We start from the raw sequence: 25106 nt of genomic DNA on the forward strand, positions 1-25106 counted from the left end.
GTATAGGAAATATTGCGACGCGGAATCAATATCCCGCGCCGACGAGTGTAACTTCACATTTTTGGAAATAAAAGCCAGATGTCGGCGTGGCCGTGCCCGCTCGGTAAATGATGGCGGCGTTTCTAACCTGATTGGAATGAAAAATATTTTTGCCAGCCGCTCAATTATTTGGAAACGGCTGGCCAAGGGCGCTTTTTAAATCCGCCTGTGCCCCAGTGCCGGCAATTGCACCCGCACTTCGCCCATGCGCTCGGGGCTGAATTCCGCAATGGCGATGCCCTCGCCTTCTTCAACCACCGCCAAAACCTCGCCCCACGGGTCGATCACCATGCTGTGCCCCCAGGTGCGGCGGCCGTTTTCGTGCTTGCCGCCTTGCGCCGCGGCCACCACGTAGCACTGGTTTTCCACGGCGCGGGTGCGCAGCAGCAATTCCCAATGGGCTTTTCCCGTTGTGTAGGTGAACGCGGCCGGGACGCTGATCACGTCGCACGGCTTCTGTCCGGATTCGAAACTCATGGCGCGATACAGCTCGGGGAAACGCAAGTCATAGCAGACGGACAAACCCACGCGCAAATCGCCGGCCTGCACCGCCACCGGCGCGTCGCCGGGCTCCAGCGCCACGGCCTCGTCGTAATGTTCGCGGCCGTTGTCGAAGGCGAATAAATGCAGCTTGTCGTAGCGCGCGACGCGTTCGCCATTGGGGCCGTAGACGCAGCAGGCGTTGCGCACGCGCGCGCCGTCCAGCGCGCGAATGGGCAGCGTGCCGCCAATCAGCCACAGGCCGTGGCTTTTGGCCTGGCTGGAAAGGAACTCCTGGATGGGGCCGCTGCCGTCGTTTTCCGCGATGCGCAGCTTGTCGCGGTCGTTTTCGCCCATCAGGCAAAAGTATTCCGGCAGCGAGGCCAGCGTGGCACCTTGGGCGGCAGCGTCGGCAATCAGCCGGTCGGCGGCTTTCAGATTGCGGTCCACGTCCGGCGTGGAGACCATTTGCAGCGCGGCGAGTTTCATCTGGCGGTTCTCCCAATCAATCGTCGATAGGCCCGCCAAGGTTCAAACCCAAACTTGGCGGGAAATCAGTTTTGCGAGCTGCGCGGGCTGGACGCCGCGGCGGCCGCACCCGGGGGCGGCGACGGGTCCAGGTTGGGCAGCGGCTTGTCGGCCGCGCGCTCCAGGCGCGCCACCTGCGGGTCGCTCCACGAGCCGGTGATCTGGAATTCGCGCGTGCCGACCTGCATGAGCGGCTTGCGCAGGAAAAGCTGGGCCAGGAAGGTGCCTAAACCCACCGCCGGGTTGATGGCCGCATAGGCCAGCGACGCCGTGCCGGCGTTGATCTCGGGCACCACCACCACGTGCAAGTCCTGCGTCTCGCGGGCGAGGTCGGCCTTGCCTTCCATCAGCACCGCCGCCTGCAGGCCGCGCATGAGCAGGTTGTTGGTGTCGGCCACGCCGTCGTCGATGTGCACGTCGCCGGTGATGTTGTCGAAGGCAAAGCCCTGCAGGAACACGTCGCGGAAATCCAGCGTCAGCCGCCGCGGTATGGATTGCAGGCTCAGCACCGACAGCAGCCGCCCCGCGCCGGCGCCGGCCTTCAGGAACCGGCCCTGCTGCAGGTCCAGCCGCAACTGGCCGTCCATGCGCGCGGGGTCCGGCGCCAGCGGCGAGCCCGGCCACGACACCTCGCCTTGCAGCCGGCCCTTGCCGCCCTGCAGCACGCCGCCAAAGCCCAGCCGCTCCAGCAGCGCGCCGCCGTCAGCCAGATCCATGCGGAAGTCCATCACCATGCGGCGCTGCCCGCCCGGCGCCGGCACCCAGCGGCCCAGCGCCTTGAGCTCGGCCTCGGCCGTGGTGAGCGAGAGGCGGTCCAGCTGCCATTCGGCCTGCCGGCCGACGGTGCGGCGGTTGACGGCCTGGATCTCGGCGCGGCCCAGGTCGCGGCCGCCGAGCTCGAAATCTTCCACCACGATGTCCAGCGCTGGCACCGTGGACGGCGCCTGCGCCAGCATGTTTTCCACCTGCTGCGCCTCGCTGGGTGGCAGCGCCAGCCGTGCCAGGCGGGCGCGCACCTGGCCGGCCTGCGTGCCGGCGCCGGGGCGGTATTCGACGTGGCCGTCGAGCTGCTGCGCGTGCAGGTTGGCGCGCCAGGTCGGGTCGCCGCCCGCGCGCGAGATGCCGGCCACCACTTGGTCCAGCCGCCGGCCGTGCACCAGCATCTGGCCGACCTGCAGCGAGGCGCTCAGGGGCAGCGAGGCATCCAGCGCCGGGGCGCCGCCGTTGGACGGTGTGCCCGTGGCCGCTGCCGCACCGTTGCTGGCCGGCAGCGGCTGCGACACCCGCTCCAGCGCCTGCTCCCACGCGTCCACGTCCAGCGCGGGCAGCGCCAGGGCCAAGCCGAAGCCTTGGGCCGGCTGGGGCACGGGGGTGAGCACGCCCAGGCCGCCGCGCAGCAGCAGTGGGCTGCCGTCGGCGTCCTTGCGTTGCAGGTCGCGCACGGCCTGGGCCTGGAACAGGCCGGCGGCGTCCACGTGCCAGTGCTCCAGTTGCGGCGTGGCACCGTCGGACACCACGCGGGAGCTCACCTGCAACGGCAGCGCCGCCTCGGCGGCCTTGTGCAGCGGCGCGGGCAAGTCGGACGCCATGCCCACCAGGTTGCTGGTCACCTGGATTTCCGGATGCCCCTGCCGCACCGCCACCACCAGCCGGTAGGGCGACTGGCCGCTGAAGGCGCCGGCCAGCCGCGCCACCAGGCCCAGCTCCGTCGCACGGCGCAGCCCCTCGGCGCTGGCCACGCCGTTGCCGGTGAAGCGCAGCGTGCCGTCGCCCTGTGTGCCGCCCTCGAACACCGCGTCGCCGCCCAACACGCGCGCCCCGCCGGTGAGCGTGATGCGCTGGCGGTTGAAATCCACGCGCGCGCGGGCGGCCGCCATCAGCGGCGCGTCGGGGACGATGCGCACGTCGTTGCCCGCCAGCAGCACGCTGCCCTGCACGGCGGTCTGGTCCAGGTCGGACAGCGGCATCTGCAGCGCCAGCCGCAGCTCGGCGTTGCCGGTGGCGGTGGCGGCGGAAAGGGCCTTGTCCATCCAGCCGCCCACGGGCGACGTGTCCACGAAGCGCAGCATGTCCGCTGCCACGCCGCGGCCCACGCCCTCGATGCGCAGCGTGGCCTGCGCCATGTCGGCCATGCCGCCGTTGACGCCGGTGAGCTCCAGCGCATGGTTGGCCACGCGGGCGTGCACATTGCGCAACTGCATGGACATGCGCTCGAAGACCAGCTCGCCCGCGGCCTGGGTGAAGACGGGCCAGGTGGCGTCGTCGGGGACGTAGGCCAGGGTCACGTCCTCCACCTGGCCGGCGATGCGGAACTCGCCGCTGGCGGCGCGGCGGAAGGGGAAATCGTCCAGGTTGCCGCGCACCTTGAACGTGGCCTGCGGGATGCGCCCGCCGCGCACGGCCTGCTCCACCCAGTGCCGGGTGTCGGCCGGCAGCGTCAGCGGCAGGTAGCGCGCCACGGCTTGGGCGCGGCCGCGCTGGAGCTTGCCCTCCAGCTCCAGCGTGCCGGGCAGGCGGCCTTGGGCGTCGGTGCGCCAGGCGGCGTTGAACTCGGCCTGCGCGTCGGCATTGAGCAGCTTGACGTCACGCAGCAGCACTTCGTACTTGGGGGCGCTGGGGGCGGCGGCCGTCTGCAGCCGCCAGGCCAGCACGGCTGTGAAACGCTCCACCGGCAGCGTGGGCTGCTCGAAGAGGCCGGGGAATTCCAGTGCGCCCTGTGCCACGGCCAGGCGCGCGCTGCCGCCGGCCTCGGTGGCTTCGAAGTCGGCATCCAGCCCCTGCAGGCCTGGGCGGCCGATGTCGCCGCTTTTCCCCGCCGCCGCGCCGGACAGCGACAGGCCCTGCACGCGGCCCTTGGCGCGGTAGTGCGCCGGCTGCTCGGCCGGGCCGTCCCAGCGCAGTTGCAGCCCGCTGACCACGCCGGCGGGTTGCAGCGTGGCCAGTTGCGCCTCCACGGGCTTGGGCAGCGGCACGCGGCTCATCAGCCGCGCCAGCAGAGCCAGGTCCAGCCGGTCGGCCTGCAGCTCGCCGCCCTGGCCGTCGTGGCGCCACTGCAGCCGCGCGTTGCCGGCGGGCCATTGCAGGTGGTCGTCGGTGGTGAAGCCCAGGCCTTGGGCGGTGAAGGTGTAGCGCTCCTCGCCACGCTGCGCGGTGAGCCGGCCCTGCAATTGCGCCAGCGCCAGGGGCTCGTGGTCCGGCAGGCGCAGGTCCACGGCGCGCAGGGCCAGGTCCAGCGTGGCCTCGCGCGCCTGGCCGCGCTCCAGCTCCAGCCAGGCGCGCACGGCGCCCTGGCCGCCGTGCACCGCCGCGGGCAGATCCACGTATTGCTGCAGCGGGACGAAGTCCACGGCCGGCAGGTCGGCGTGCAGCGTGCCGCGCCAGCGCTTGAAGTCGGCCGCGCGCGCCAGCAGCGGCTGCGTGAAGCGGCCCTGCAGCGTCCAGGCCTGGCCCCAGGCTGCCGGCGGCGTGGCGTCCAGCCGCAGCTCGTGGCGGCGCAGCCCGTTGCGCAGCAGCAGCTGCACCTGCGTGAGCGCCAGCGGGGTGGCGCCGCGCTGCTCGTCCGTCCAGCGCACTTGCGCGTTGCGCACCAGGAATTCGGGTTGGGCGAAGAACCAGTCGGCCAGCGACGTGTCGTCGCTCTTGCCGTCGTCGGGGCCTTGCGAGATCGGCAGACCGGCCACGAAGAGGCGGCCCTGGGCGTCGCGGCGCAGGTCCAGTTGCGCGCCGTCGATGACGAGCTGCTCCATGCGCAGCCGCAGCGTCAGCAGGGACCGCACCGACACCGCCGCCGACACGCGCGGCAGCCGCAGTGCCTCGCGCTGGTGGACGTCCAGCAGCACCACGTCGCGCAGCTCCAGCGCCGGCACCCAGCCGCCGCCGCGGAGCTCCAGGTCGCCCACGCGCACGGGTACACCGAGCGAGCGGCTCGCATGCGATTCGAAGTAAGGCAGCCACTCGCGGGCGTGGGGCAATATGACCCAGTGCAGCACGGCCAGGCCCACCAGCAGTAGGCTCCACGCCGCGATCAACAGCCCGGCCGCCAGCCGCAGGCCCAAGGGCCAGCGCGACACGCGGCGGGCTGTGGGATCGGGGGGGATTGGAGGCATGTCGGAACGCCCGCCGGTCGTGCGGCGCGACAGGTACAACAGGTGATCGGGGAACCGGACGCGAGCGCGGTCGAGTTTCCGATGCCGCTCCATGACCCGGTCGAATCTAGCACACGGGGTTTTGCCGGCACGATGGCTTCCGCTTCACCAATCTCGACCGATGTTCCGCCGCCCGCACTGGCGGAGCACAGCCGTTTCGTGCAGCGCGTGCGCCGCCGTCATGCCGATCTTCTCCCCCTCCTGGCAGAGGGCGTGCCTGACGGCGCGACGATCCAGGCCCTCATCGACACTCTCACCGCCGCCGGGCGCCCGCTGGCCTCGGCGCTGCGCATCGCGCGGCAGCTCGTCCTGGAGCGGCTGGCGGTGCTGGACGTGGAGCAACGCGCCAGCTTGGAGGACGTCACCTCCGCCATGACGGCGCTGGCCGAGACCACGCTGGAAGCGGCACTGGCCCAGGCGCGCGCCGAGGAGTCCGAGCGCCACGGCGAGCCCCGCAACGCCGAAGGGCAGCCCATAGAGCTGTGGATCGTCGGCATGGGCAAGCTGGGCGCGCGCGAGCTCAACGTCTCCTCGGACATCGACCTCATCTACGTCTATGAGGAAGAGGGCGAGACCGACGGCGCCGTGCCCATCACCGCGCACGAGTACTTCTCCAAGGTCGTCAAGCGGCTGTACGCGCTCATAGGCGACACCACGGACGACGGCTTCGTCTTCCGCGTGGACCTGGCGCTGCGGCCCAACGGCAACTCCGGCCCGCCGGTGGTGAGCCTGGCCATGCTGGAGACCTACTTCTTCGCACAGGGCCGCGAGTGGGAGCGCTTTGCCTGGCTCAAGAGCCGCGTGGTGGCGCCGCGTGCGGCCGTCACCAGCGGGCGCGCGCTGCAGTTGCGCAACCTGGTGACGCCTTTCGTCTACCGCCGCTACCTGGACTACGGCGTGTTCGAGGGCTTGCGCCAGCTGCACCTGCGCATACGCGAAGAAGCCCAGCGCCGCGCCGCCGGAAGGCCCGAGCGGGCCAACGATGTAAAACTCTCGCGCGGCGGGATCCGGGAGATCGAATTCATCGTCCAGCTGCTGCAGGTGGTGCGCGGCGGGCAGTTCCCCGAGATCCGCACCCGCTCCACGCTGCGCGCGCTGCAAAAGCTCACCGCGCACGGGATGATGCCGCCGGCCACCGCCGAGCGGCTGGCCAGCGCCTACAGCTTTCTGCGCCGCATCGAGCACCGCATCCAATACCTGGACGACCAGCAGACGCACCTGCTGCCCACGGTGGACGGCGACCTCAACTGGATCGCCCGCAGCCTGGAGCTGACCTGCAGCGCCGACGCCTGCGAGCTGCTGGACCGCTTGGGCGAGACGCGCGAGTTCGTCGCGCTCGAATTCGACGCCCTGCTGCACGACGGCCGCAGCCCGCCCGCGCGCTCCAACGGCTGCCGCCACTGTGGCGGCACGCCGCTGCCGGTGGACGACGAGGCTTTTCTGCAAAAGCTGCCGGCCGAGCTGGGCCAGCGCGTGCGCCAGTGGGTGAGCCAGCCCAAGCTGCAGGCCCTGCGCGACGACAGCAAGCTGCGCCTGGCGCGGCTGGTGCAGCGCGCGGCCGACGCGGTGGAGCGCCAGAACTGCACGGCCAACGCGGCGCTGCGCTTCATCGACTGGCTGGAGCCGCTGATGCGGCGCGAAAGCTACTTCGCGCTGCTGGTGGAGCGCCCCGAGGTGCAGGCGCGGCTGCTGCGGCTGCTGGGCCTGGCGCGCTGGCCCATGCGCTACCTGATGCGCCACCCGGGCGTGATCGACGAGCTGGCCGACCGCCGCATCATCGACCAGCGCTTCGACCGCGAAGCCTTCGCCCGCGAGCTCGACGAGCGCCACGCCGCCTGGGAGCGCTCCGGCGAGGCCTCGGAAGAGGCGCTGCTCGACACCCTGCGCCGCGCCCACCACGCCGAGGTGTTCCGCACCCTGGTGCGCGACGTGGAAGGCCACATCACCGTGGAGCAGGTCGCCGACGACCTCTCGGCTCTCGCCGACGTGGTGCTGGAGCGCACGCTGCACTGGGGCTGGCTGCACCTGCGCAACCGGCACCGCGAGGCGCCGCGATTCGCCGTCATCGCCTACGGCAAGCTCGGCGGCAAGGAGCTGGGCTACGGCAGCGACCTGGACGTGGTCTTCCTCTTCGACGACGAGGACGACCGCGCCCCCGAGGTCTACGCCGCGTTCGTCCGCAAGCTCATCACATGGCTGACGCTGCGCACCTCGGCCGGCGAGCTGTTCGAGATCGACACCGCGCTGCGGCCCAACGGCAATTCCGGGCTGCTGGTGACCTCGCTGCAGGCCTTCGAGCGCTACCAGCTCGGCCGCGGCAGCAACACGGCCTGGACCTGGGAACACCAGGCGCTCACGCGGGCCCGCTTCTCGGCGGGCGACGCCGACATCGGCGCGCGCTTCGAGCAGATACGCCGCTCGGTGCTCAGCGCCCAACGCGACGCACTGGCGCTGCGCCAGGAGGTGCAGGCCATGCGCGACAAGATGCGCGCCGCGCGCCCGGTGAAGGACGGCCTCTTCGACGTCAAGCACAGCCCCGGCGGCATGGTGGACGCCGAGTTCGCCGTGCAGTTCCTGGTGCTGGCGCATGGGCAGCGCCACGCGCAGTTGCTGGACAACGTGGGCAACATCGCGCTGATGCAGCGCGCCGAGGAGGCCGCGCTGCTGCCCGCGGGCGTGGGCCAGGCGGCAGCGGCGGCCTACCGCGAGCTGCGCCGCGCCCAACACCGCGCGCGGCTGGACGAGCAGCCCACGCAGTTCCCGCAGGAGCAGCTTGCGGCGCAGCGCGAGGCCGTCCTCGCGCTGTGGCACGCGGTGTTTGATTGAGCCGCCGCGACGGCGCGGCCGGCACTTCCGCTCCCAAGCCGCCGGGCGGGCCGGCCCGTGCGCCGGCCCAGGTGTCCGCCCCCGCGCCGGCCGCCCACTGCACCCCTTCCGCCGTGTTCGCGGGCTGCCGCGCCTGGCTTGGGCTGGCCGCGCTGCTGGGCGTGGGTGCGGTGCTCGCTTTCGCGCTGCCCTCCTCCCTCGACGGCCTGCTCGACGGCCAGCCCGGCCGCTGGCTGGCGCAGCCCTGGCGGCTGTGGACGGCCGCCTGGGTGCACTGGACGCCGATGCACCTGGCCGCCAACGCGGCCGGGCTGCTGGTGCTGGCGCTCTACGGCTGCGCGGCCGAGGTGAGGCCGCGCGAGGCGCTGGCTTGGGCGCTGGCGTGGCCGCTCACGCACCTGGCGCTGGCGTTGTGGACGGCGCCGCCGCTGCCGCATTACGGCGGCCTCTCCGGCGTGCTGCACGCGGGCGTGGCGGTGGCCAGCATGGCGCTGCTGGCGCGCCGCGGACGCTGGCGTGCCGTGGGCGCGGCGGTGTGGCTGGGTTTGCTGGCGAAGCTGTGGGCCGAGTCGCCGTGGTGGCCCTGGAGCGCCGGAGCAGGCGGCATCGCCTGGGACGTCGCCATCGCACCGCAGGCCCACGCGGCGGGCGTGGCGGCCGGTCTGTTGGGCGCGCTGGCCGTGGGCCTGGCCTCCAGGCAGGCGCCGCGCTGAGCTGCGTTGAAAAGCGAAAAGGCTTCCCGAGGGAAGCCTTTTCATTTGCGCCGTGCCGCCGGCCGCAGGGGCGGCGCCAGGGCACGGGAGAAGTTGCTTTGGGAACTCAGGCCGCGTCGGACGTGGCGTCGGCCTGTTGGGCGGCCAGTTTCACGGAGAGCTCCTTGCGGAAGCGGTTGAGCGCCTGCACGGAGGTGAAATCCTGGCCCATGAGCAGGCTCAGGTTGTGCAGCAGGCGTTCGACGACCTTGGTCTCCCAGCTCGCGTCGAACTGGATCTGCTTGTCCAGCCACTGCTCCAGCCAGTCGGGGTCGGGCAGGCGGCTTTGCACCGTGTCGCGCGGGAAGAGCTTCTCGTTGACGTGCAGGTTCGTCGGGTGCAGCGGCTGCGAGGTACGGCGGGCGCTGGCCATGAGCACGCCGACCTTGGCGAAGGCCAGGCGGGCCTCGTCGCCGTGCTGCACCAGGGCACGCTTCATGTAGCGCAGGTAGGCGCCGCCGTGGCGGGCCTCGTCGCGGGCCAGGGTTTCGTAGATGGCCTTGATCACCGGCTCGGTGTGCCACTCGGCGGCGCGGCGGTACCAGTGGTTCAGGCGCACTTCGCCGCAGAAGTGCAGCATCAGCGTCTCCAGCGGCGGGGCCGGGTCGAACTCGAAGCGCACCTCGTGCAGCTCGGCCTCGGTGGGCAGCAGGTCGGGACGGAAGCGCCGCAGGTACTCCATCATCACCAGCGAGTGCTTCTGCTCCTCGAAGAACCACACGCTCATGAAGCCGCAGAAGTCGCTGTCGCCACGGTTGTCGCGCAGGAACATCTCGGTGGCCGGCAGGGCCGCCCACTCGGTGATGGCGTTCATCTTGATGGTGCGCGCCTGCTCGTCGCTGAGCTGCGAGGCGTCGAAGCGGTCCCATGGAATATCGGTGTCCATGTTCCAGCGGACGGCTTCGAGTTGCTTGAAGAGCTCGGGATAAAGCATGACAGGCGGCCTTTTTCTGCAGCGGGCTTGACTTGAGACAGAACCGCGCATTCTAGGTGCCCGTAGTGATTTCCCTATGGAAATCCTGGAACTGCGCTCCGGATGCAAACCTCCCCCAAGGGAACAAGCAGATTCGCGTTGCAGACTTAATGCAAACGTAACTGCGAATCACAGTGGTGGAACCGGACGGGCGGTGTGTTGTCTCATCTGTCCTGCCGGTGTCATCCAGGCCGGCAATTTGGTTTTCTGCCGTGCTGCCCGCCAGCGCCGCTGGCTGCAATCCCGCAAGCGCTTCTCCTCCTCCCTCCCTCCCTCGTTCGCTTCGGGGCGCGGCACGGCAGTCTTTATGAGACGCGGGGCACCGTCATGACGGTGCCCCGTTTTTTTCGTGCGCGCGCAAGGCGGCTTGAAGATGCGCTCAGGCGGCGAGGCGTCGCCGCCTCAGAGCCAGCCTTTGCGCTTGAAGTACCAGAAGGGCGTGATGACGCTGAAGAACATGAGCGCCAGCGCGAAGGGGTAGCCCATCTCCCATTCCAGCTCCGGCATGAACTTGAAGTTCATGCCGTAGAGGCTGGCGATGAGCGTGGGCGGCAGCAGTGCCACGGAGGCCACCGAGAAGATCTTGATGATCTTGTTCTGGTTGATGTTGATGAAGCCGACGGTGGCGTCCATCAGGAAGTTGATCTTGTCGAACAGGAAGGCCGTGTGGCTGTCCAGCGAGTCGATGTCGCGCAGGATCTGGCGCGCCTCCTCGAACTGCTCGGCATTGAGCATGCGGCTGCGCATGAGAAAGCTCAGCGCGCGGCGCGTGTCCATGACGTTGCGGCGGATGCGGCCGTTCAGGTCTTCCTCGCGCGCGATGGCGGTGAGCGCCTCGCCGGCCACCACGTCGTTGACCTCTTCCTTGAGCACGCGCTGGCTGACCTGCTCCAGGCTGTCGTAGATGCTCTCCAGCGCGTCGGCGCTGTACTCGGCGTCGGCGTCGTAGAGCTTGAGCAGTACGTCCTTGGCGTCCTCGATCAGGGCGGGGATGCGCCGCGCACGCAGCCGCAGCAGCCGGAACACCGGCAAGTCCTCGGCATGCACGGAGAACAGCACGTTGTCGCGCAGGATGAAGGCCACGCGCACGCTGCGCGAGCCCTGCTCGTCGTGGCTCTTGTCGGCGTCGATGAGGAAGTCCGAGCGCATGTGCAGCTCGCCGTTGTCCTCTTCGTAAAAGCGCGCCGATTCCTCCAGGTCCTCGTCCACGATGTCGGCCGGCAGCTCCAGTCCGAAGCGGGCGTGCACCCAGGCCTTTTCCTCTTCCGTGGGCGCTTCGAGATCGACCCACACCGGCTTGAGCGCGTTCAGCGCGGCGGTATCGCGAAAGTCGTCCTGCAGCAGCCGGCCCTTGAGCTTGCCGGCTTCCAACGTGAACACATTGAGCATCTGCCCATCTCCAACGACGCGTGTGTGTGTGCGGGGCGCAGCGCGCAGGCTTGAGGTGCCATGCCGGGCCCGCTGGTGGTGTCGTGAACCGCCTCACCCCCCGTGGGTCCGCCAGGCGGTCACGCGTCGGAGTGGACGGTCACCGAGGGTGACTCTGGTCCAATGCAGTCTCCGTAAATGGAACGCCGCGATTATCTCATCGGCTTCGGCGGCCTCCCGGCCAAGAAGCGTCGGCAATCGCCCGCAATTGCTCGGCCAGCACCAGCCCGTCGGCCTCGCGCTGCGCGGGTGCGCGCGAGAGGGCGCGTGCCATCAGCGCCGACAGCAGCGGAGGCAGGTCCGGGCGCAGCGCGTGCAGCGGCTTGGGCTCGTCGCGGGCAATGGACTGCAGCAGGTGGCCCATGGAGTCGCCCTCGTGCGGCAGCCGCCCCGTGAGCAGTTGGAACAGCATGGCCGCCAGGGCGTAGAGGTCGCTGCGCGCGTCGGCGCTGGTGCCGGCCAGCAGCTCCGGCGCCATGAAGGCCGGCGTGCCCAGCAGCAGCCCGCTGCGGGTGCGCGTGGCGTCGTGCACCCTCGCCAGGCCGAAGTCCATGAGCTTCAAGTGGCCCGTGGGCAGGTGAAGCATGACGTTGGCGGGCTTGACGTCGCGGTGCAGCACGCCCTGCCGGTGTGCGTAGGCCAGCGCCAGCGCCAGCCGCGCGCCGATTTCCAGCACCAGCGGTTCCGGCAGCAGCCGCGCGGGGTGCGTGTAGCGGGCCAGGTCGCAGCCGGGCACGAGCTCCATCACGAGGTAGCCCAGGCCTTGCGCTTGGCCGGCGTCCAGCACCTGGACGATGTCGGGGTGGCGCAGCCGCCGCGCGGCCTCGGCTTCCATGTTGAAGGCTTGGCGCAGCGCCTGCTGGGAAGCATCGCCGCCGCCGCTGCCCAGCGGCAGCGTCTTGAGCGCCAGCGCCGTGCCGGTGGCGGGATCGCGCGCCAGGTACACCGCACCCAGCGCGCCGCGGCCTATGAGCCGCTCCACGCGCAGCCCCGCGAACAGCAGGCCCGCGGGCAGGCCTTCTCCGGCGGCATCGGCATCCGTCTCCAGGGTGGAGTCGGACGGCGGCGGCGGCTCGCGCCGCCGTCGCCACCATGCCACCAGACTTTTTGCCATGCGCCGCCGCCCCGTGCCGTATCCCGGTGCGGGGACCTTAGCACGGGGCCCCGGCGCAGCCGCTGCGCCTTCAGTCGCTGAGCGTGAGCACCAGCGTGAGGCCGGAGGTGACGGCAATGGGCACCGTCCAGCGGTCCTGCATGGGCGGCGCTTCCACCAGGCCCGTGGGCAGCGCCTCGTGCGGCTGGCCCATGCGCGGGCGGCGCGCGTCTATGAGGCGCAGGCCCCGCCCGTGGCGCAGTTGCAGCTGCTGCGCCACCTCGGCCAGCGGGCGGCGCGCCACCAGCGTTTCCACGCGCGCACCGGCCAGTTGCGGGCGCAACTCGCTGAAGAGCTGTGACGCCCAGCGCGCACGCCACTGCTCGCGGTTGCTGTGCGACACCCACTTGCTCACGCGATGCGTGAGCTTGGGCGCGCAGCCCACCAGCAGCCAGTGCGTGTTGGGCCCGGCCAGGGGCTGGAGCACGCGCAGCGCCTGAGCGGCATCGTCAACGAACGCAGCGATCATTTCCATGGGATGCCTCCAGGGATGACGGTTCTCAGGCCGCCGGGGATTGCGATTGCATGGCGCCCGTTGCGCGACGCGCCGTCAGCCAGCCCGCGCCCAGCACGCCGACCACCAGCAGCACGTACAGCGCCAGGCGCGCGGCGAGGTGCGGGTCGAACACGGCGTCCAGCAGCGGCTCGCCCACGATCATCTTGGCCGCCGTGAAGGCCAGCACGCCCGCGCCGATGTAGGTGATGGCGGGGAAGCGCTCGACCAGCTTGAGCACTATGGAGCTGCCCCACACCACGATGGGCACGCTGATGAGCAGGCCGATGACCACCAGGTCGAAGGCGCCGTGCGCCGCGCCGGCCACGCCCAGCACGTTGTCCACGCCCATGAGCGCGTCGGCAATGACGATGGTGCGCATCGCGCCCCAGAAGGTGTTGGTGACGGGGCCGCCGTGCGCGCCCTCTTCCGCTTGCGGTGCCAGCAGCTTGTAGGCGATCCACACCAGGCCCAGGCCGCCCACGAGCATCAGCCCCGGGACCTTGAGCAGCCACACCACGCCCAGCGTCATGAGCGAGCGCATGGCGATGGCGCCGACGGTGCCCCACAGGATGGCCTTGCGCTGCAGGTGCTGCGGCAGGCTGCGCGCGGCCAGCGCGATCACGATGGCGTTGTCGCCGGCCAGCACGAGGTCGATCAGGACGATGGCGGCCAGGGCCGAAAACCAGGCGGGGGAAAAAAACTCCATGGGTTCTCCGAAAGGGACGGTTGCAAAGGAAGGACCTAATGCACACCGCCTCCGGCGATAGAACGCGCGCCGACGCCCATGGGGTCGCCTTCGAGCATCCCGCCAGGGGCGGTCTGCGTCGAAGGTCTTGCTCGGCTGGAGTTTTGGTTATGGCCCGGCAGGCCGGAAGCCGATGGCTTCGTATTGACGACCTGCCGATCCGGCGCGCCGCGGCCGTAGTGGCCCGTGGTGCGCTGGAGAGCTACTCCCCTTCGGGAAACTGGATTTCACCAGAGGCCCGCCCCCGCGGCAAGCTTTAGTTGCCGCAGCCCCGGCCGTTGCGGGCCCATTGCATGGGAAACCCTGTCCAAAATGCGCGATCTGGACTCCAAAAGCGCGACGCCCGCGGAGCTTGCGCTTCGCGGGCGTCGTGAGGGCGGCCGTGAGCCGGGCCGGCAGCTTCAGTGCGGAGCGCCGCTGCGGGCGCCTTGTGAAGCTCAGGCTCGTTGAGCGGAGGCTTGCTCGCGCTCCTTGGCCGCGCGCGAGCGGCGCTGCAGCGCCAGGCCGATGCCCACCACCGCGAGCGCGCCGACGGCGCCGGCGACGTTGACCGTGCTGTGCGGCAGCTCCGCGCCGTACCAGGCGGTGACGGCCGGGTCGGTGAGCAGCATCTCGCCGGCCAGGAAGCCCAGCAGCGCCGCGCCCAGCGTGATGATGATGGGGAAGCGCTCCATCACCTTGAGCAGCATGGTGCTGCCGAAGATGATCAGCGGGATGCTCACGCCCAGGCCCACGACCAGCAGCACCGTGTCGCCCTTGGCCGCGGCGGCCACGGCCAGCACGTTGTCCAGGCTCATCACCAGGTCGGCCACGAGGATGGTGCGGATGGCGGCCATCATGCCGGTGCTGGCGTGCTTGCCGTCGTCCTCCTCGTCGTCCTCCTCCAGCAGCAGCGTCACGCCGATGTAGACCAGCAGCAGCCCGCCCACGATCTTGAGGTAGGGCAGCGAGAGCATCTTGACCGCGATGAGCGTGAGCACGATACGCATCACGATGGCGGCGGCGCTGCCCCAGAAGATGGCCTTCTTTTGCTGGTGCGGCGGCAGGGAACGCGCGGCCAGTGCGATCACGACGGCGTTGTCGCCCGACAGCAGGATGTTGGCGACGATGATCGAACCGAGGGCCGCCCAAAAGGCAGCGGACATGATTTCCATGGGACGACAGCGGAAATGGAGGGGGGAAAAGGAAAGAGGGCCGAAGCCCCCTCGAGCGCCGCCGGAGTTTAGGCAGCGAATCCGCCGTCAGCGTTCGTAGTACTACGAACGCCGCGCCGCGCGGCCGGGAATTGTTCCCAACCGCGGCGGCGCGTTGCAGGCCTTGCTTAGAGCATGGCCTTAAGCAGCTTGCCCATCTCAGACGGGTTGCGCGTCACCTTGAAGCCGCACTCTTCCATGATGGCGAGCTTGGCGTCAGCGGTGTCGGCGCCGCCGGAGATCAGCGCGCCGGCGTGGCCCATGCGCTTGCCGGCCGGGGCGGTGACGCCGGCGATGAAGCCGACGATGGGCTTCTTCATGTTGGCCTTGCACCATTGGGCGGCTTCGGCTTCGTCGGGGCCGCCGATCTCGCCGATCATGATCACGGCGTCCGTGTCCGGATCGTCGTTGAACATGCGCATCACGTCGATGTGCTTGAGGCCATTGATCGGGTCGCCGCCGATGCCCACGGCCGAGCTCTGGCCCAGGCCGATTTCGGTGAGCTGCGCCACGGCTTCATAAGTCAGCGTGCCGGAGCGCGAGACCACGCCGATGCGGCCCTTGCGGTGGATGTGGCCAGGCATGATGCCGATCTTGATCTCGTCGGGCGTGATCAGGCCGGGGCAGTTGGGGCCCAGCAGCAGCGTTTCCTTGCCGCCGGCGGCGATCTTGGCCTTCATCTTGTTGCGCACTTCCAGCATGTCCCGCACGGGGATGCCTTCGGTGATGCAGATGGCCAGGTCCAGGTCGGCTTCCACGGCTTCCCAGATGGCGGCGGCGGCGCCCGCGGGCGGCACGTAGATCACCGACACGGTGGCGCCGGTTTCGCCCTTGGCTTCCTTGACGCTGGCGTAGATGGGAATGTCGGCAAACTTCTCGCCGGCCTTCTTGGGGTTCACGCCGGCGACGAAGCAGTTCTTGCCGTTGGCGTAGGCCTGGCAGCCCAGGGTGTGGAACTGGCCGGTCTTACCCGTGATGCCCTGGGTGATGACGCGGGTGTCCTTGTTGATGAGGATGCTCATGGGGTGTTCTTCCGAGATTCAGTGCAGGACAGCGCGGATCACTTCACCGCGGCCACGATCTTGGTGGCGGCCTCGGCCATCGTGTCGGCCGAGATGATGGGCAGGCCGGAGTCGGCCAGCATCTTCTTGCCCAGGTCCTCGTTGGTGCCCTTCATGCGCACGACCAGCGGCACGGACAGGTTCACCGCCTTGCAAGCGGCGATCACGCCTTCGGCGATGGTGTCGCAGCGCATGATGCCGCCGAAGATGTTGACCAGGATGCCTTTGACTTCCGGGTTCTTCAGCATGATCTTGAAGGCCTCGGTGACCTTCTCGGCCGTGGCGCCGCCGCCGACGTCCAGGAAGTTCGCCGGCTCGCCGCCGAAGAGCTTGATGGTGTCCATGGTGGCCATGGCCAGGCCGGCGCCGTTGACCAGGCAACCGATGTTGCCGTCCAGGCTGATGTAGGCCAGGTCGAACTTGGAGGCCTCGACTTCAGCCGGGTCCTCTTCGTCGAGGTCGCGGTAGGCGACGATCTCGGGGTGGCGGAACAGGGCGTTGGCGTCGAAGTTGAACTTCGCGTCCAGGGCCTTGATGTTGCCGTTGCCTTCCAGGATCAGCGGGTTGATCTCGGCCAGCGAGGCGTCGGTTTCCATGTAGCAGCGATACAGGCCCTTGAGCACTTCCACCGCTTGCGCCTGGCTGGCTTCGGGAACGCCGATGCCTTGGGCCAGGAACAGGGCCTGCTCGTCGGTCAGGCCGGCGGCGGGCTCCACGAACACCTTGAGGATCTTCTCGGGGGTGGCGTGGGCCACTTCCTCGATGTCCATGCCGCCTTCGGAGCTGGCCATCATCGCGACCTTCTGCGTGGCGCGGTCGGTCAGCGCGGCGACGTAGTATTCCTTCTTGATGTCGGCGCCTTCCTCGATCAGCAGGCGGCGGACCTTCTGGCCTTCCGGGCCGGTCTGGTGCGTCTTGAGCTGCATGCCCAGGATTTCGCCGGCCAGCGCCTTGACGTCGTCAATGGAGCGGCCGAGCTTGACGCCGCCGCCCTTGCCGCGACCACCGGCGTGGATCTGCGCCTTCACCACCCAGACGTTGCCGCCGAGCTTCTGAGCGGCTTCCACCGCCTCCTGGACGGTGAAGGCCGGGTAGCCGCGCGGCACCGGCACGCCGAACTGGCGCAGCAATTCCTTGCCTTGGTATTCGTGGATCTTCATGGGGCTGTGACTCTGGGGGTGGATTGGGTCGGCGCGGGCCTTGTCAGCCGGCCGGCCGGGATTTTGGGCGCCTCTGATGGGCCGATCCCGCGTGGAGAACACGTAGTGAACGCCTGCCGCGCAAGGCTGCAGCGCCGTGGCCGCCACCGATGCCATCGCCACGCAATGCGCCCGCCACGCCGCGCTTTGGGCGGATGGCAGTCGCGTTTCGCAGAAGGACAGCTGGCATAGAGGCCATGGAACTGCGGCAATGGATCCCACAACTACGGGATTCCTGGGCCTTTGGGCGTGGCAAACGGCGCGCAATGTAGCACGCGCTTCCTGCGCAAAAACTTACGCGGGCTTGACCGCCAGCTTGTGCCGGATCAAGCCTTGGCGGCCGTGCCGGCCTCAGTCGTCCCTGGCCTGCAGCACGCGGCGAATGACGTCGGTGCTGAAGCCGCGCGCGGCCAGGAAGCGCATCTGCCGCGCGCGCGCCGCGGCGTCGGCCGGCGGCTCACCGCCGAACTTGCGCGCCCACACGTCGCGGCAGCGTTCCAGCTCGGTATCGCGCAACTGCTGCGCCGCCTCCTCGCCCAAGGCCACGCCGTGCTGCGCCAGCTCCTGGCGTATGCGCAGGTTGCCGAAGCGCCCGGCGCGCGCATGCACGCGCGACTCCACGAAGCGCTCCTCCGACAAATAGCGGTGGGCCTGCAGCCAGTCCAGCAGCACGTCGAGGTCGCTGTCGGCCTCGGCCCACGCGGCGGCGGTGTCCACGGCAGGCTGGGCGGGCGGCGGCGCGGGCACGTCGAAGTCGTCGGCCCGGTCCGGGGCGCGGCCGGCGGCCCAGGCGCTGTCCGCCTCGTTCGACCCGTCCGCCACACCGCCGCCCTGCCCCGCGCGAGCGCCGCGCGAGTCCCAGCCGCCGCGGCGCGGGCCGGCTTTCGGCGGCGCCCCGGCAGCGTTCCTGGACGAAAAAATGCCCGGCCGGGCAGGCGCCGGGCCGGGCAAGCGGTGCAAATCGTCAGGGTTGCGGGGCGTCACGGCCGCCCCGGCGGCTTTTTCCAGCGCCGCGGCGCGGGCATGGGGCAGCAGCTTGCGGCGCAGCTCGCTGCGGCTGTGCTCGCGCCGCGCCAGCATGGCCAGCGCGCGGGCCTTGAGCGACAGCGACTGCTTCATGCCGCCACCCGCGGCCCAGCTGTGGGCATTTACTCGGCAGCGGCGGCCTTGGCGCCGTCAGCACCGGCGGCAGGCACCGGCAGCAGCGGGATGCCCATGGCTTCGCGCACCTTGTTCTCGATTTCCAGCGCCACGTCGGTGTTCTCGCGCAGGAATTCGCGGGCGTTGTCCTTGCCCTGGCCGATCTTCTCGCCCTGGTAGGCGTACCAGGCGCCGGACTTGTCCACGATCTTGGCGGCCACGCCCATGTCGATGATCTCGCCCTCGCGGCTGATGCCCTCGCCGTAGAGGATGTCGAACTCGGCCGTCTTGAACGGCGGGCTGACCTTGTTCTTCACCACCTTGACCTTGGTCTCGTTGCCGATGACCTCCTCGCCCTTCTTGATGCTGCCGATGCGGCGGATGTCCAGGCGCACCGAGGCGTAGAACTTGAGCGCATTGCCGCCGGTGGTGGTTTCGGGGTTGCCGAACATCACGCCGATCTTCATGCGGATCTGGTTGATGAAGATGACCATGCAGTTGGTCTTCTTGATCGTGGCGGTGAGCTTGCGCAGCGCCTGGCTCATCAGGCGGGCCTGCAGGCCGGGCAGGGAGTCGCCCATCTCGCCTTCGATTTCAGCCTTGGGCGTGAGCGCGGCTACCGAGTCGATGACGATGAGGTCCACCGAACCCGACCGCACCAGCGCGTCGGTGATTTCCAGCGCCTGCTCGCCGGTATCGGGCTGGCTGATGAGCAGCTCGTGCGGATTCACGCCCAGCTTCTGCGCGTACTGCACGTCCAGCGCATGCTCGGCGTCGATGAAGGCGCACACGCCGTTTTGCTTCTGCATCTCGGCGATGACCTGCAGCGTCAGCGTCGTCTTGCCCGACGATTCCGGGCCGTAGATCTCAATCACGCGGCCACGCGGCAGACCGCCCACCCCCAGCGCGATGTCCAGGCCCAGCGAGCCGGTGGAGACGACCTGGATGTCCTCGATCGCCTCGCCCTCGCCCAACCGCATGATCGAGCCCTTGCCGAACTGCTTTTCGATCTGGGCCAGCGCCGCCTGCAGGGCCTTGGCTTTTTCGGTGTTGAGTGCCTTCACAGGTGCGTCCATTGCTTTCTCCGATTTCGTGGCCATGATTTTATCTCAGAACTGTATGTCTATACAGTGGTGAAGGGGCATTGCGTTGTGGGGACGGACGGCGCCGACTCCCTAAAATGGAGCTTGCGCCGTCCGATGCAAGGGCGGTAGTGCTTCTCGCGCCATGAATATCAAGGAGACCCGGCGATGCGCATCCTGATTGCCGAAGACGACCAGGTGCTGGCTGACGGCCTGCTGCGCTCGCTGCGCAACAGCGGCTACGCGGTGGACCAAGTCAGCAGCGGGACCGAGGCCGACGCCGCGCTGTCCTCCCACGAGTTCGACCTGCTCATCCTGGACCTGGGCCTGCCCAAGCTCCACGGCTTCGAGGTGCTGCGCAAGCTGCGTGCGCGCGGCTCCGCGGTACCGGTGCTCATTCTGACGGCTGCCGACGGCATTGAGCAGCGCGTCAAGGGGCTGGATCTGGGCGCGGACGACTACATGGCCAAGCCCTTCGCGCTGGCCGAGCTGGAGGCGCGCGTGCGCGCCCTCACGCGCCGCGGCCTGGGCACGGCCTCCAACGTCATCAAGCACGGGCCGCTGTCCTTCGACGCCACGGGCCGCGTGGCCTACATCAACGACCAGATGATCGACCTCTCCGCCCGCGAGCTCTCGCTGCTGGAGGTGCTGCTGCAGCGCGCCGGGCGCCTGGTGAGCAAGGACCAGCTCGTCGAGCGCCTGTGCGAATGGGGCGAAGAGGTGAGCAACAACGCCATCGAGGTCTACATCCACCGCCTGCGCAAGAAGATCGAGCAGGGCCCCATCCGCATCGCCACCGTGCGCGGCCTGGGCTACTGCCTGGAAAAGATCTCCGGCTGATCCCCAGCCCACCACCGGCTTCCCGCGCCGCCGCGCCGCCGTCGCGGCGCCCAACCTGACTGCGGCGCCCGCGACGATGTTTTCCTCCTCCCGCGAACAACGCTCCCTCTTCGGCGAGATCCTGGACTGGATGCTCGCGCCGCTGCTGCTGCTGTGGCCCATGAGCGTGAGCATCACCTACCTGGTGGCGCAGGGCATCGCCCACCGCCCCTACGACCGCGACCTGGGCGAGATGGCCCGCACCCTGGCGCGGCGCGTGGTGGTGGAAAGCGAGGCCGGGCGCGCGGTGCTGGCGCCCGAGCGCATCGTGGAGACGCTGGGCGACACGCTGCGCGCCGACGACACGGGCCAGTTCTACTTCCAGGTGCTGGGCACGCACGGCGAGCTGGTGGCCGGCGACCGCGAGCTGCCCCCGCCCAACGGCGACCCGGCGCCCGCGGGCGAGCTGCGTTTCCGCGACGACCAGATGCAGGACGAGCCCGTGCGCGTGGCCTCCGTGCGCCTGGCCATGCCGCTGGCCCTGGACGAGGAGCCGCCCCTGGTGCAGGTGGCCGAGACGCTGGACCGCCGCTCCCGTCTGGCCACCGAGATCATCAAGGGCGTGATCCTGCCGCAGTTCGTGATCCTGCCCGTGGCGGTGCTGCTGGTGTGGCTGGCCCTGGCGCGCGGCCTGGCGCCCCTGAACGACCTGCAGCGCCGCATCCGCCAGCGCGAGAGCCAGGACCTGAGCCCCATCGACGAGCGCGACGCCCCCGAGGAGGTCACGCCGCTGGTGCGCGCCATCAACGACCTGCTGCAGCGGCTGGACACGTCCATGAAGTCGCAAAAGCACTTCCTGGCCGACGCCGCGCACCAGCTCAAGACGCCGCTGGCCGGGCTGCGCATGCAGGCCGAGCTGGCCCAGCGCGAAATCGACGCCGGTAGCGAGCCGCAGGCCGTGAAGCGCTCGCTGCAGCAGATCGCCCTGTCCAGCCAGCGCGCGGCGCACATGGTCAACCAGTTGCTGTCCATGGCCCGCGCCGAGGACGACGAGCAGTCGCGCCGCGTGCAGTCCTTCGACCTGGCGCGGCTGGCCACCGAGGCCGTGCACGACCTCGTGCCCAAGGCCATGGACAAGCGCATAGACCTGGGCTACGAGGGCCCGGACGAGGGCGAGTCGCTGCCGCCGCTCGCCGGCCAGCCCGTGCTGGTGGGCGAGCTGGTGCGCAACCTGGTGGACAACGCGCTGCAGTACACGCCCGCGGACGGCACGGTGACGGTGCGCGTATGCCTGGATCCGGCCTCCGGCCCCGAGCAGCCCGTGCTGCTGTTGCAGGTGGAGGACTCCGGCCCCGGCATCGCCCCGGCGGAGCGGGAGCTGGTGTTCCAGCCCTTCTACCGCGCGCTGGGCACCAACGTGGACGGCAGCGGCCTGGGCCTGGCCATCGTTCGCGAGATCGCGCAGCGCCACAACGCCGAGATCACCCTGGACGACACCTACGACCGCGCCACCCACGCCATGCCCGGCACGCGCGTGAGCGTGCGTTTCAAATTGCCGCCGCAGGAGGCAACACCGGACGACGCCCTGCCCGCCCTGCCCGCGCCCGGCGAGCCGCGGCCGGATGCGGGGGCGGCGGGATGAGGTGAGGCGCAGGCTGCGGCGCGCCCCACGGCCTCGTCGTTCAGAAATCTGAACGACGAGGCCCATTCAATGGGGGCCTCAAGTACAAAAAACTGAACGATCGCAAGCCGGCGCACCGGCCCGCCCGCCGCTCAAGACTGCATCAGCCGCCGGCTGCGCGCGATCGACATCAGCATCCCCAGGCTCAGCCCAAGCGTGACCATGGCCGTGCCGCCGTAGCTGATGAAGGGCAGCGGCACGCCCACCACGGGCAGGATGCCGCTGACCATGCCCATGTTCACGAAGGCGTAGGTGAAGAAGCTCATGGAGATGGCGCCGGCCAGGAAGCGCGCGAACGTTGTCGGCGCCTCCGCCGCGATCAGCAGGCCGCGCACGATCAGGAAGGTGAAGCCCAGCAGCAGGCTCAGCGTGCCGGCCAGGCCGAACTCCTCGGAGAAGGCGGCGAAGACGAAGTCCGTGGTGCGCTCGGGAATGAACTCCAGGTGCGTCTGCGTGCCCTTCATGAAGCCCTTGCCGCTCATGCCGCCGGAGCCGATGGCGATCATGCCCTGGATGGTGTGGAACCCCTTGCCCAGCGGATCCTTGCTCGGGTCCAGCAGCGTGCAGATGCGGTGCTGCTGGTAGTCGTGCAGCAGCGGCCAGTCCACGCCGGGCTGGCAGATCTGGTCCTCGCTGGCGATGAGCGCCCCAATGCCTATGGCGCCGGCGATGAACACCGGCAGGATCAGCCGCCAGGGCAGCCCGGCGAAGAAGATCACGTACAGGCCGGACGAGAAGATCAGCAGCGCCGTGCCCAGGTCCGGCTGCTTGGCCACCAGCGCGAAGGGCAGCAGCACCAGGCCGAAGGCGATGAAGAAGTCGCTGCGCCGCGCCTGCCCCTCGCGGCGGTGGAACCACCACGCCACCATCAGCGGCGTGGCGATCTTCAGGATCTCGCTGGGCTGGATCACCACGCCCACGTTGAGCCAGCGCGTGGCGCCCTTCTTGGTGATGCCGAACAGCAGCGTGGCCACCAGCAGCGCCACGCCCAGGCCGTACAGCGGCACGGCCAACTGCATCAGCCGCTGCGGCGGCACCTGCGCCACCAGGAACAGGATGGCCACGCCCAACAGCATGTTGCGGCCATGGTCCACGAAGCGCGTGCCGTGGTCGTAGCCGGCGGAGTACATGGTCACCAGGCCGCCCGCGGCCAGCGCCAGCACGCCCAACATGAGCAGCAGGTCGAACCCCGAGAGCACCGGCCGCAGCCGCTGCCACAGGGTGGGTTTCTCCAGAATTGCAGCGCTCATCGCTTCACCTCCGCCGCCGCGCCCTGCGCCACGCTTTGCGGCACGGAGAAGCCGGCGGCCAGGTCGGCGGTGCCGGGCAGGGGCACGTCCTCCACGCGGCGCGGTGTGCCTATGGGGGCCACGCTCTCGCCGCGGCGCGTGGCGGCCACGTCGGCCTCGCTGGGGTAGTTGCCCAGCAGCCAGTAGTCGAAGACGCGCCGCGCGATGGGCGCGGCCGCCGCGGCGCCGAAGCCCGCGTTCTCTACGATCACCGCCAGCGCGATGGTGGGCGCCTCCAGCGGCGCGAAGGCCAGGTACAGCGAGTGGTCGCGCTGGTGCTCGGCCAGCCGCCCGGCGTTGTACCGCTCGTTCTGGCGGATGGTCACGGCCTGCGCCGTGCCGGTCTTGCCGCCGCTCTTGTACGGGGCGCCGGCGAAGACCTTGGTGGAGGTGCCTTCCTGCGTCACGCCGTACATGGCGCGCTTGATGATTTCCACGTGCTCCGGCTTCAGGCCCAGCGGCGGCAGCGGCTCGGGGTGCACCTCGCGCTTGGCGTGGGTCACCACGTCCTGCACCTCGTGCACCAGGTGCGGCTTGTTGCGCTCGCCGCCGGACAGCAGCGTGGACATGGCCGTGGCGATCTGCAGCATGGTGAAGTTGTTGTAGCCCTGGCCAATGCCCAGCGAGATGGTTTCGCCGGCGAACCACTTCTGCTGCTCCGGCCGTTTGTACGCACGGCGCTTCCACTCGGTGCTGGGCAGCAGGCCGGTGGATTCGCCCTGGATGTCTATGCCCGTGCGCCGGCCGAAGCCGAAGGGCTCCAGCTGGTCGTGCATCAGGTCCACCCCCATCTCGTTGGCCAGCGAGTAGTAGTAGACGTTGCTGGACATGACGATGGAGCGGTGCATGTCCACCGGGCCCAGTCCGTGGTCGCCGTGGCTGCGGAAGGTGTGGTTGCCGAACTGGAAGCTGCCGTTGTCGTAAATGATCTGGCCGGCGTTGCGCTTGCCCGTGGTCAGCGCCGCGATGGCCATGAAGGGCTTGAAGGTGGAGCCCGGCGGGTAGGTGCCGCGCAGCGCGCGGTTGAGCAGCGGCTTGTCGATGGACTCGTTGAGCTCGCGCCAGTTCTCCACGTCGATGCCGTCCACGAACAGGTTGGGGTCGAAGGTGGGCTTGCTGACGAAGGCCAGCACCTCGCCCGTGCGCGGGTCCATGGCCACCAGCGCGCCGCGGCGGTCGCCGAAGAGCTCCTCCACCATGGCCTGCAGCTTGATGTCCACCGACAGCACCACCGTGTTGCCCGGCGTGGGCGGGTGGGTGCGCAGCCGGCGCACGGCGCGGCCGCCGGCGCTGGTCTCCACCTCCTCGAAGCCCGTGGTGCCGTGGAGCATGGTCTCGTAGCTCTGCTCCACGCCCAGCTTGCCGATGTAGTCGGTGCCGCGGTAGTTGGCCTGCAGGTCCTCGTCCCAATCCTCCATGGCCTTCTTCTCGGCCTGGTTGATGCGGCCCATGTAGCCGATGAGGTGGCTGCCGGTCTCGCCCAGCGGGTACTGGCGGAAGAGGCGCGCCTTCACCTCCACGCCGGGGAAGCGGAAGCGCTGCGCCGTGAAGCGCGCCACCTCGGCGTCCGTGAGCCGGTTGCGTATGGGCAGCGAGTCGAAGTTCTTGCTTTCTTCCTGCAGCCGCTTGAAGCGGCGGCGGTCGCGCGGGGTGACTTCCACCAGCTCGCCGAGCTGTTCGATGACGCGCTCCAGCGGCTGCTCGACCTTGGAGGGCGTGATCTCCAGCGTGTAGGCCGAGTAGTTGGTGGCCAGGATCACACCGTTGCGGTCCACGATCAGGCCGCGGTTGGGCACGGAGGGCAGCACGGCGATGCGATTGGCCTCGGCGCGCGCGGACAGCGCGTCGTGCTGCAGCACCTGCAGGTAGAAGAGCCGGGCGCCCACCAGGCCGAAGCCCAGCAGGACGAAGGCCGCCGCCGCCAGTACACGGCTGCGGAAGCGGTGCAGTTCGCGCTCGACGTTGCGAAGTTCAGTCACGCTGGCAAGGGGCAGTGGCGCTGCCGGGGTGGGAGGGCGCGCACTTTGCGCGAGTCGCCGCCGCCGTGCAGGCGCGGGGATTTTGGCGTGGCGGGCGG

The 25106-nt window shown here is 69.6% G+C and carries 18 protein-coding genes and 1 pseudogene; 4 read left to right on the top strand and 15 right to left on the bottom strand.

What is annotated here, in order from left to right:
- Positions 1-195: 195 nt before the first annotated feature.
- The gene (locus ALA01S_RS00360; RefSeq protein WP_066330557.1) at positions 196-1008 is read right to left on the bottom strand and encodes a carbon-nitrogen hydrolase family protein; all 813 of its coding nucleotides are present in this window, start codon (positions 1006-1008) and stop codon (positions 196-198) included.
- A gap of 65 nt (positions 1009-1073) precedes the next feature.
- Positions 1074-5153 (bottom strand): YhdP family protein, encoded by a 4080-nt coding sequence (locus ALA01S_RS00365; RefSeq protein ID WP_066330766.1) that lies wholly within the window; start codon positions 5151-5153, stop codon positions 1074-1076.
- A gap of 132 nt (positions 5154-5285) precedes the next feature.
- Between ALA01S_RS00365 and glnE the strand changes: the two genes are divergently transcribed.
- Together glnE and rrtA are read left to right on the top strand one after the other, a co-directional pair.
- Positions 5286-8018 (top strand): bifunctional [glutamate--ammonia ligase]-adenylyl-L-tyrosine phosphorylase/[glutamate--ammonia-ligase] adenylyltransferase, encoded by a 2733-nt coding sequence (glnE, locus tag ALA01S_RS00370; protein WP_066330559.1) that lies wholly within the window; start codon positions 5286-5288, stop codon positions 8016-8018.
- On the top strand, positions 8015-8731 hold the full coding sequence (gene rrtA, locus ALA01S_RS00375) for a rhombosortase (RefSeq protein WP_066330560.1): 717 nt from the start codon (positions 8015-8017) through the stop codon (positions 8729-8731). Before glnE ends, rrtA begins: the two co-directional genes overlap by 4 nt.
- 106 nt (positions 8732-8837) lie before the next feature.
- Here the strand turns inward: rrtA and ALA01S_RS00380 are convergent, their stop codons facing one another.
- The 11 genes and pseudogenes from ALA01S_RS00380 to recA all read right to left on the bottom strand — a co-directional run bounded on the left by ALA01S_RS00380 (position 8838) and on the right by recA (position 19234).
- Positions 8838-9704, bottom strand: coding sequence for a ferritin family protein (locus ALA01S_RS00380; RefSeq protein ID WP_066330561.1), 867 nt, complete (start codon positions 9702-9704; stop codon positions 8838-8840).
- A gap of 441 nt (positions 9705-10145) precedes the next feature.
- The gene (gene corA, locus ALA01S_RS00385; RefSeq protein ID WP_066330562.1) at positions 10146-11132 is read right to left on the bottom strand and encodes a magnesium/cobalt transporter CorA; all 987 of its coding nucleotides are present in this window, start codon (positions 11130-11132) and stop codon (positions 10146-10148) included.
- Positions 11133-11328: 196 nt separating this feature from the next.
- A complete protein-coding gene (locus tag ALA01S_RS00390; protein WP_084267077.1) occupies positions 11329-12285 on the bottom strand; it encodes a serine/threonine-protein kinase in 957 nt (318 codons plus the stop codon).
- A 70-nt stretch (positions 12286-12355) separates the two neighbouring features.
- Positions 12356-12799 carry a hypothetical protein gene (locus ALA01S_RS00395; protein WP_066330564.1) on the bottom strand — a complete coding sequence of 148 codons (444 nt, stop codon included), beginning with the start codon at positions 12797-12799 and terminating at the stop codon, positions 12356-12358.
- Between the two features lie 25 nt (positions 12800-12824).
- Entirely contained in the window at positions 12825-13526 is a 702-nt protein-coding gene (locus ALA01S_RS00400) for a TerC family protein (RefSeq protein ID WP_066330565.1), read from the bottom strand.
- 476 nt (positions 13527-14002) lie between these two features.
- Positions 14003-14719, bottom strand: a complete 717-nt coding sequence (locus ALA01S_RS00405; protein WP_066330566.1) for a TerC family protein — start codon at positions 14717-14719, stop codon at positions 14003-14005.
- A 167-nt stretch (positions 14720-14886) separates the two neighbouring features.
- Positions 14887-15780, bottom strand: a complete 894-nt coding sequence (gene sucD / locus ALA01S_RS00410; RefSeq protein ID WP_066330568.1) for a succinate--CoA ligase subunit alpha — start codon at positions 15778-15780, stop codon at positions 14887-14889.
- A 38-nt stretch (positions 15781-15818) separates the two neighbouring features.
- The gene (gene sucC, locus ALA01S_RS00415; protein WP_066330569.1) at positions 15819-16979 is read right to left on the bottom strand and encodes an ADP-forming succinate--CoA ligase subunit beta; all 1161 of its coding nucleotides are present in this window, start codon (positions 16977-16979) and stop codon (positions 15819-15821) included.
- 390 nt (positions 16980-17369) lie between these two features.
- A complete protein-coding gene (locus ALA01S_RS00420; RefSeq protein WP_238455649.1) occupies positions 17370-18002 on the bottom strand; it encodes a regulatory protein RecX in 633 nt (210 codons plus the stop codon).
- Between the two features lie 27 nt (positions 18003-18029).
- Positions 18030-18137: pseudogene (locus ALA01S_RS34560) on the bottom strand (recombination regulator RecX); the annotation flags it as partial.
- A 29-nt stretch (positions 18138-18166) separates the two neighbouring features.
- Positions 18167-19234: a recombinase RecA gene (recA, locus tag ALA01S_RS00425; RefSeq protein ID WP_066330571.1), complete on the bottom strand. Its 1068-nt coding sequence runs from the start codon at positions 19232-19234 to the stop codon at positions 18167-18169.
- 174 nt (positions 19235-19408) lie between these two features.
- Between recA and ALA01S_RS00430 the strand changes: the two genes are divergently transcribed.
- A complete protein-coding gene (locus ALA01S_RS00430) occupies positions 19409-20080 on the top strand; it encodes a response regulator (RefSeq protein WP_066330573.1) in 672 nt (223 codons plus the stop codon).
- Positions 20081-20156: 76 nt separating this feature from the next.
- Complete coding sequence (locus tag ALA01S_RS00435; RefSeq protein ID WP_066330574.1) at positions 20157-21701, top strand: sensor histidine kinase; 1545 nt, start codon at positions 20157-20159, stop codon at positions 21699-21701.
- Positions 21702-21832: 131 nt separating this feature from the next.
- On the opposite strand, the gene rodA is transcribed toward ALA01S_RS00435, so the two are convergent.
- Together rodA and mrdA are read right to left on the bottom strand one after the other, a co-directional pair.
- Entirely contained in the window at positions 21833-22990 is a 1158-nt protein-coding gene (rodA, locus tag ALA01S_RS00440) for a rod shape-determining protein RodA (RefSeq protein ID WP_066330576.1), read from the bottom strand.
- Entirely contained in the window at positions 22987-25008 is a 2022-nt protein-coding gene (mrdA, locus tag ALA01S_RS00445; protein WP_066330577.1) for a penicillin-binding protein 2, read from the bottom strand. The genes rodA and mrdA overlap by 4 nt, the downstream gene beginning before the upstream one ends.
- Between the last annotated feature and the right edge of the window lie 98 nt (positions 25009-25106).

Source organism: Azohydromonas lata NBRC 102462, assembly GCF_001571085.1.
GTDB classification, from domain to species: Bacteria; Pseudomonadota; Gammaproteobacteria; order Burkholderiales; family Burkholderiaceae_C; genus Azohydromonas; species Azohydromonas lata.

Bases quoted from the DNA above. Each gene is read 5' to 3' on its own strand.
- ALA01S_RS00430 (WP_066330573.1), top strand. From the start codon at position 19,409: ATGCGCATCCTGATTGCCGAAGACGACCAGGTGCTGGCTGACGGCCTG.
- rodA (WP_066330576.1), bottom strand. From the start codon at position 22,990: ATGAGCGCTGCAATTCTGGAGAAACCCACCCTGTGGCAGCGGCTGCGG.
- ALA01S_RS00390 (WP_084267077.1), bottom strand. From the start codon at position 12,285: ATGGCAAAAAGTCTGGTGGCATGGTGGCGACGGCGGCGCGAGCCGCCG.
- glnE (WP_066330559.1), top strand. From the start codon at position 5,286: ATGGCTTCCGCTTCACCAATCTCGACCGATGTTCCGCCGCCCGCACTG.
- ALA01S_RS00380 (WP_066330561.1), bottom strand. From the start codon at position 9,704: ATGCTTTATCCCGAGCTCTTCAAGCAACTCGAAGCCGTCCGCTGGAAC.
- ALA01S_RS00435 (WP_066330574.1), top strand. From the start codon at position 20,157: ATGTTTTCCTCCTCCCGCGAACAACGCTCCCTCTTCGGCGAGATCCTG.
- ALA01S_RS00365 (WP_066330766.1), bottom strand. From the start codon at position 5,153: ATGCCTCCAATCCCCCCCGATCCCACAGCCCGCCGCGTGTCGCGCTGG.
- recA (WP_066330571.1), bottom strand. From the start codon at position 19,234: ATGGACGCACCTGTGAAGGCACTCAACACCGAAAAAGCCAAGGCCCTG.
- ALA01S_RS00395 (WP_066330564.1), bottom strand. From the start codon at position 12,799: ATGGAAATGATCGCTGCGTTCGTTGACGATGCCGCTCAGGCGCTGCGC.
- sucD (WP_066330568.1), bottom strand. From the start codon at position 15,780: ATGAGCATCCTCATCAACAAGGACACCCGCGTCATCACCCAGGGCATC.
- sucC (WP_066330569.1), bottom strand. From the start codon at position 16,979: ATGAAGATCCACGAATACCAAGGCAAGGAATTGCTGCGCCAGTTCGGC.
- corA (WP_066330562.1), bottom strand. From the start codon at position 11,132: ATGCTCAATGTGTTCACGTTGGAAGCCGGCAAGCTCAAGGGCCGGCTG.
- ALA01S_RS00360 (WP_066330557.1), bottom strand. From the start codon at position 1,008: ATGAAACTCGCCGCGCTGCAAATGGTCTCCACGCCGGACGTGGACCGC.
- ALA01S_RS00405 (WP_066330566.1), bottom strand. From the start codon at position 14,719: ATGGAAATCATGTCCGCTGCCTTTTGGGCGGCCCTCGGTTCGATCATC.
- ALA01S_RS00400 (WP_066330565.1), bottom strand. From the start codon at position 13,526: ATGGAGTTTTTTTCCCCCGCCTGGTTTTCGGCCCTGGCCGCCATCGTC.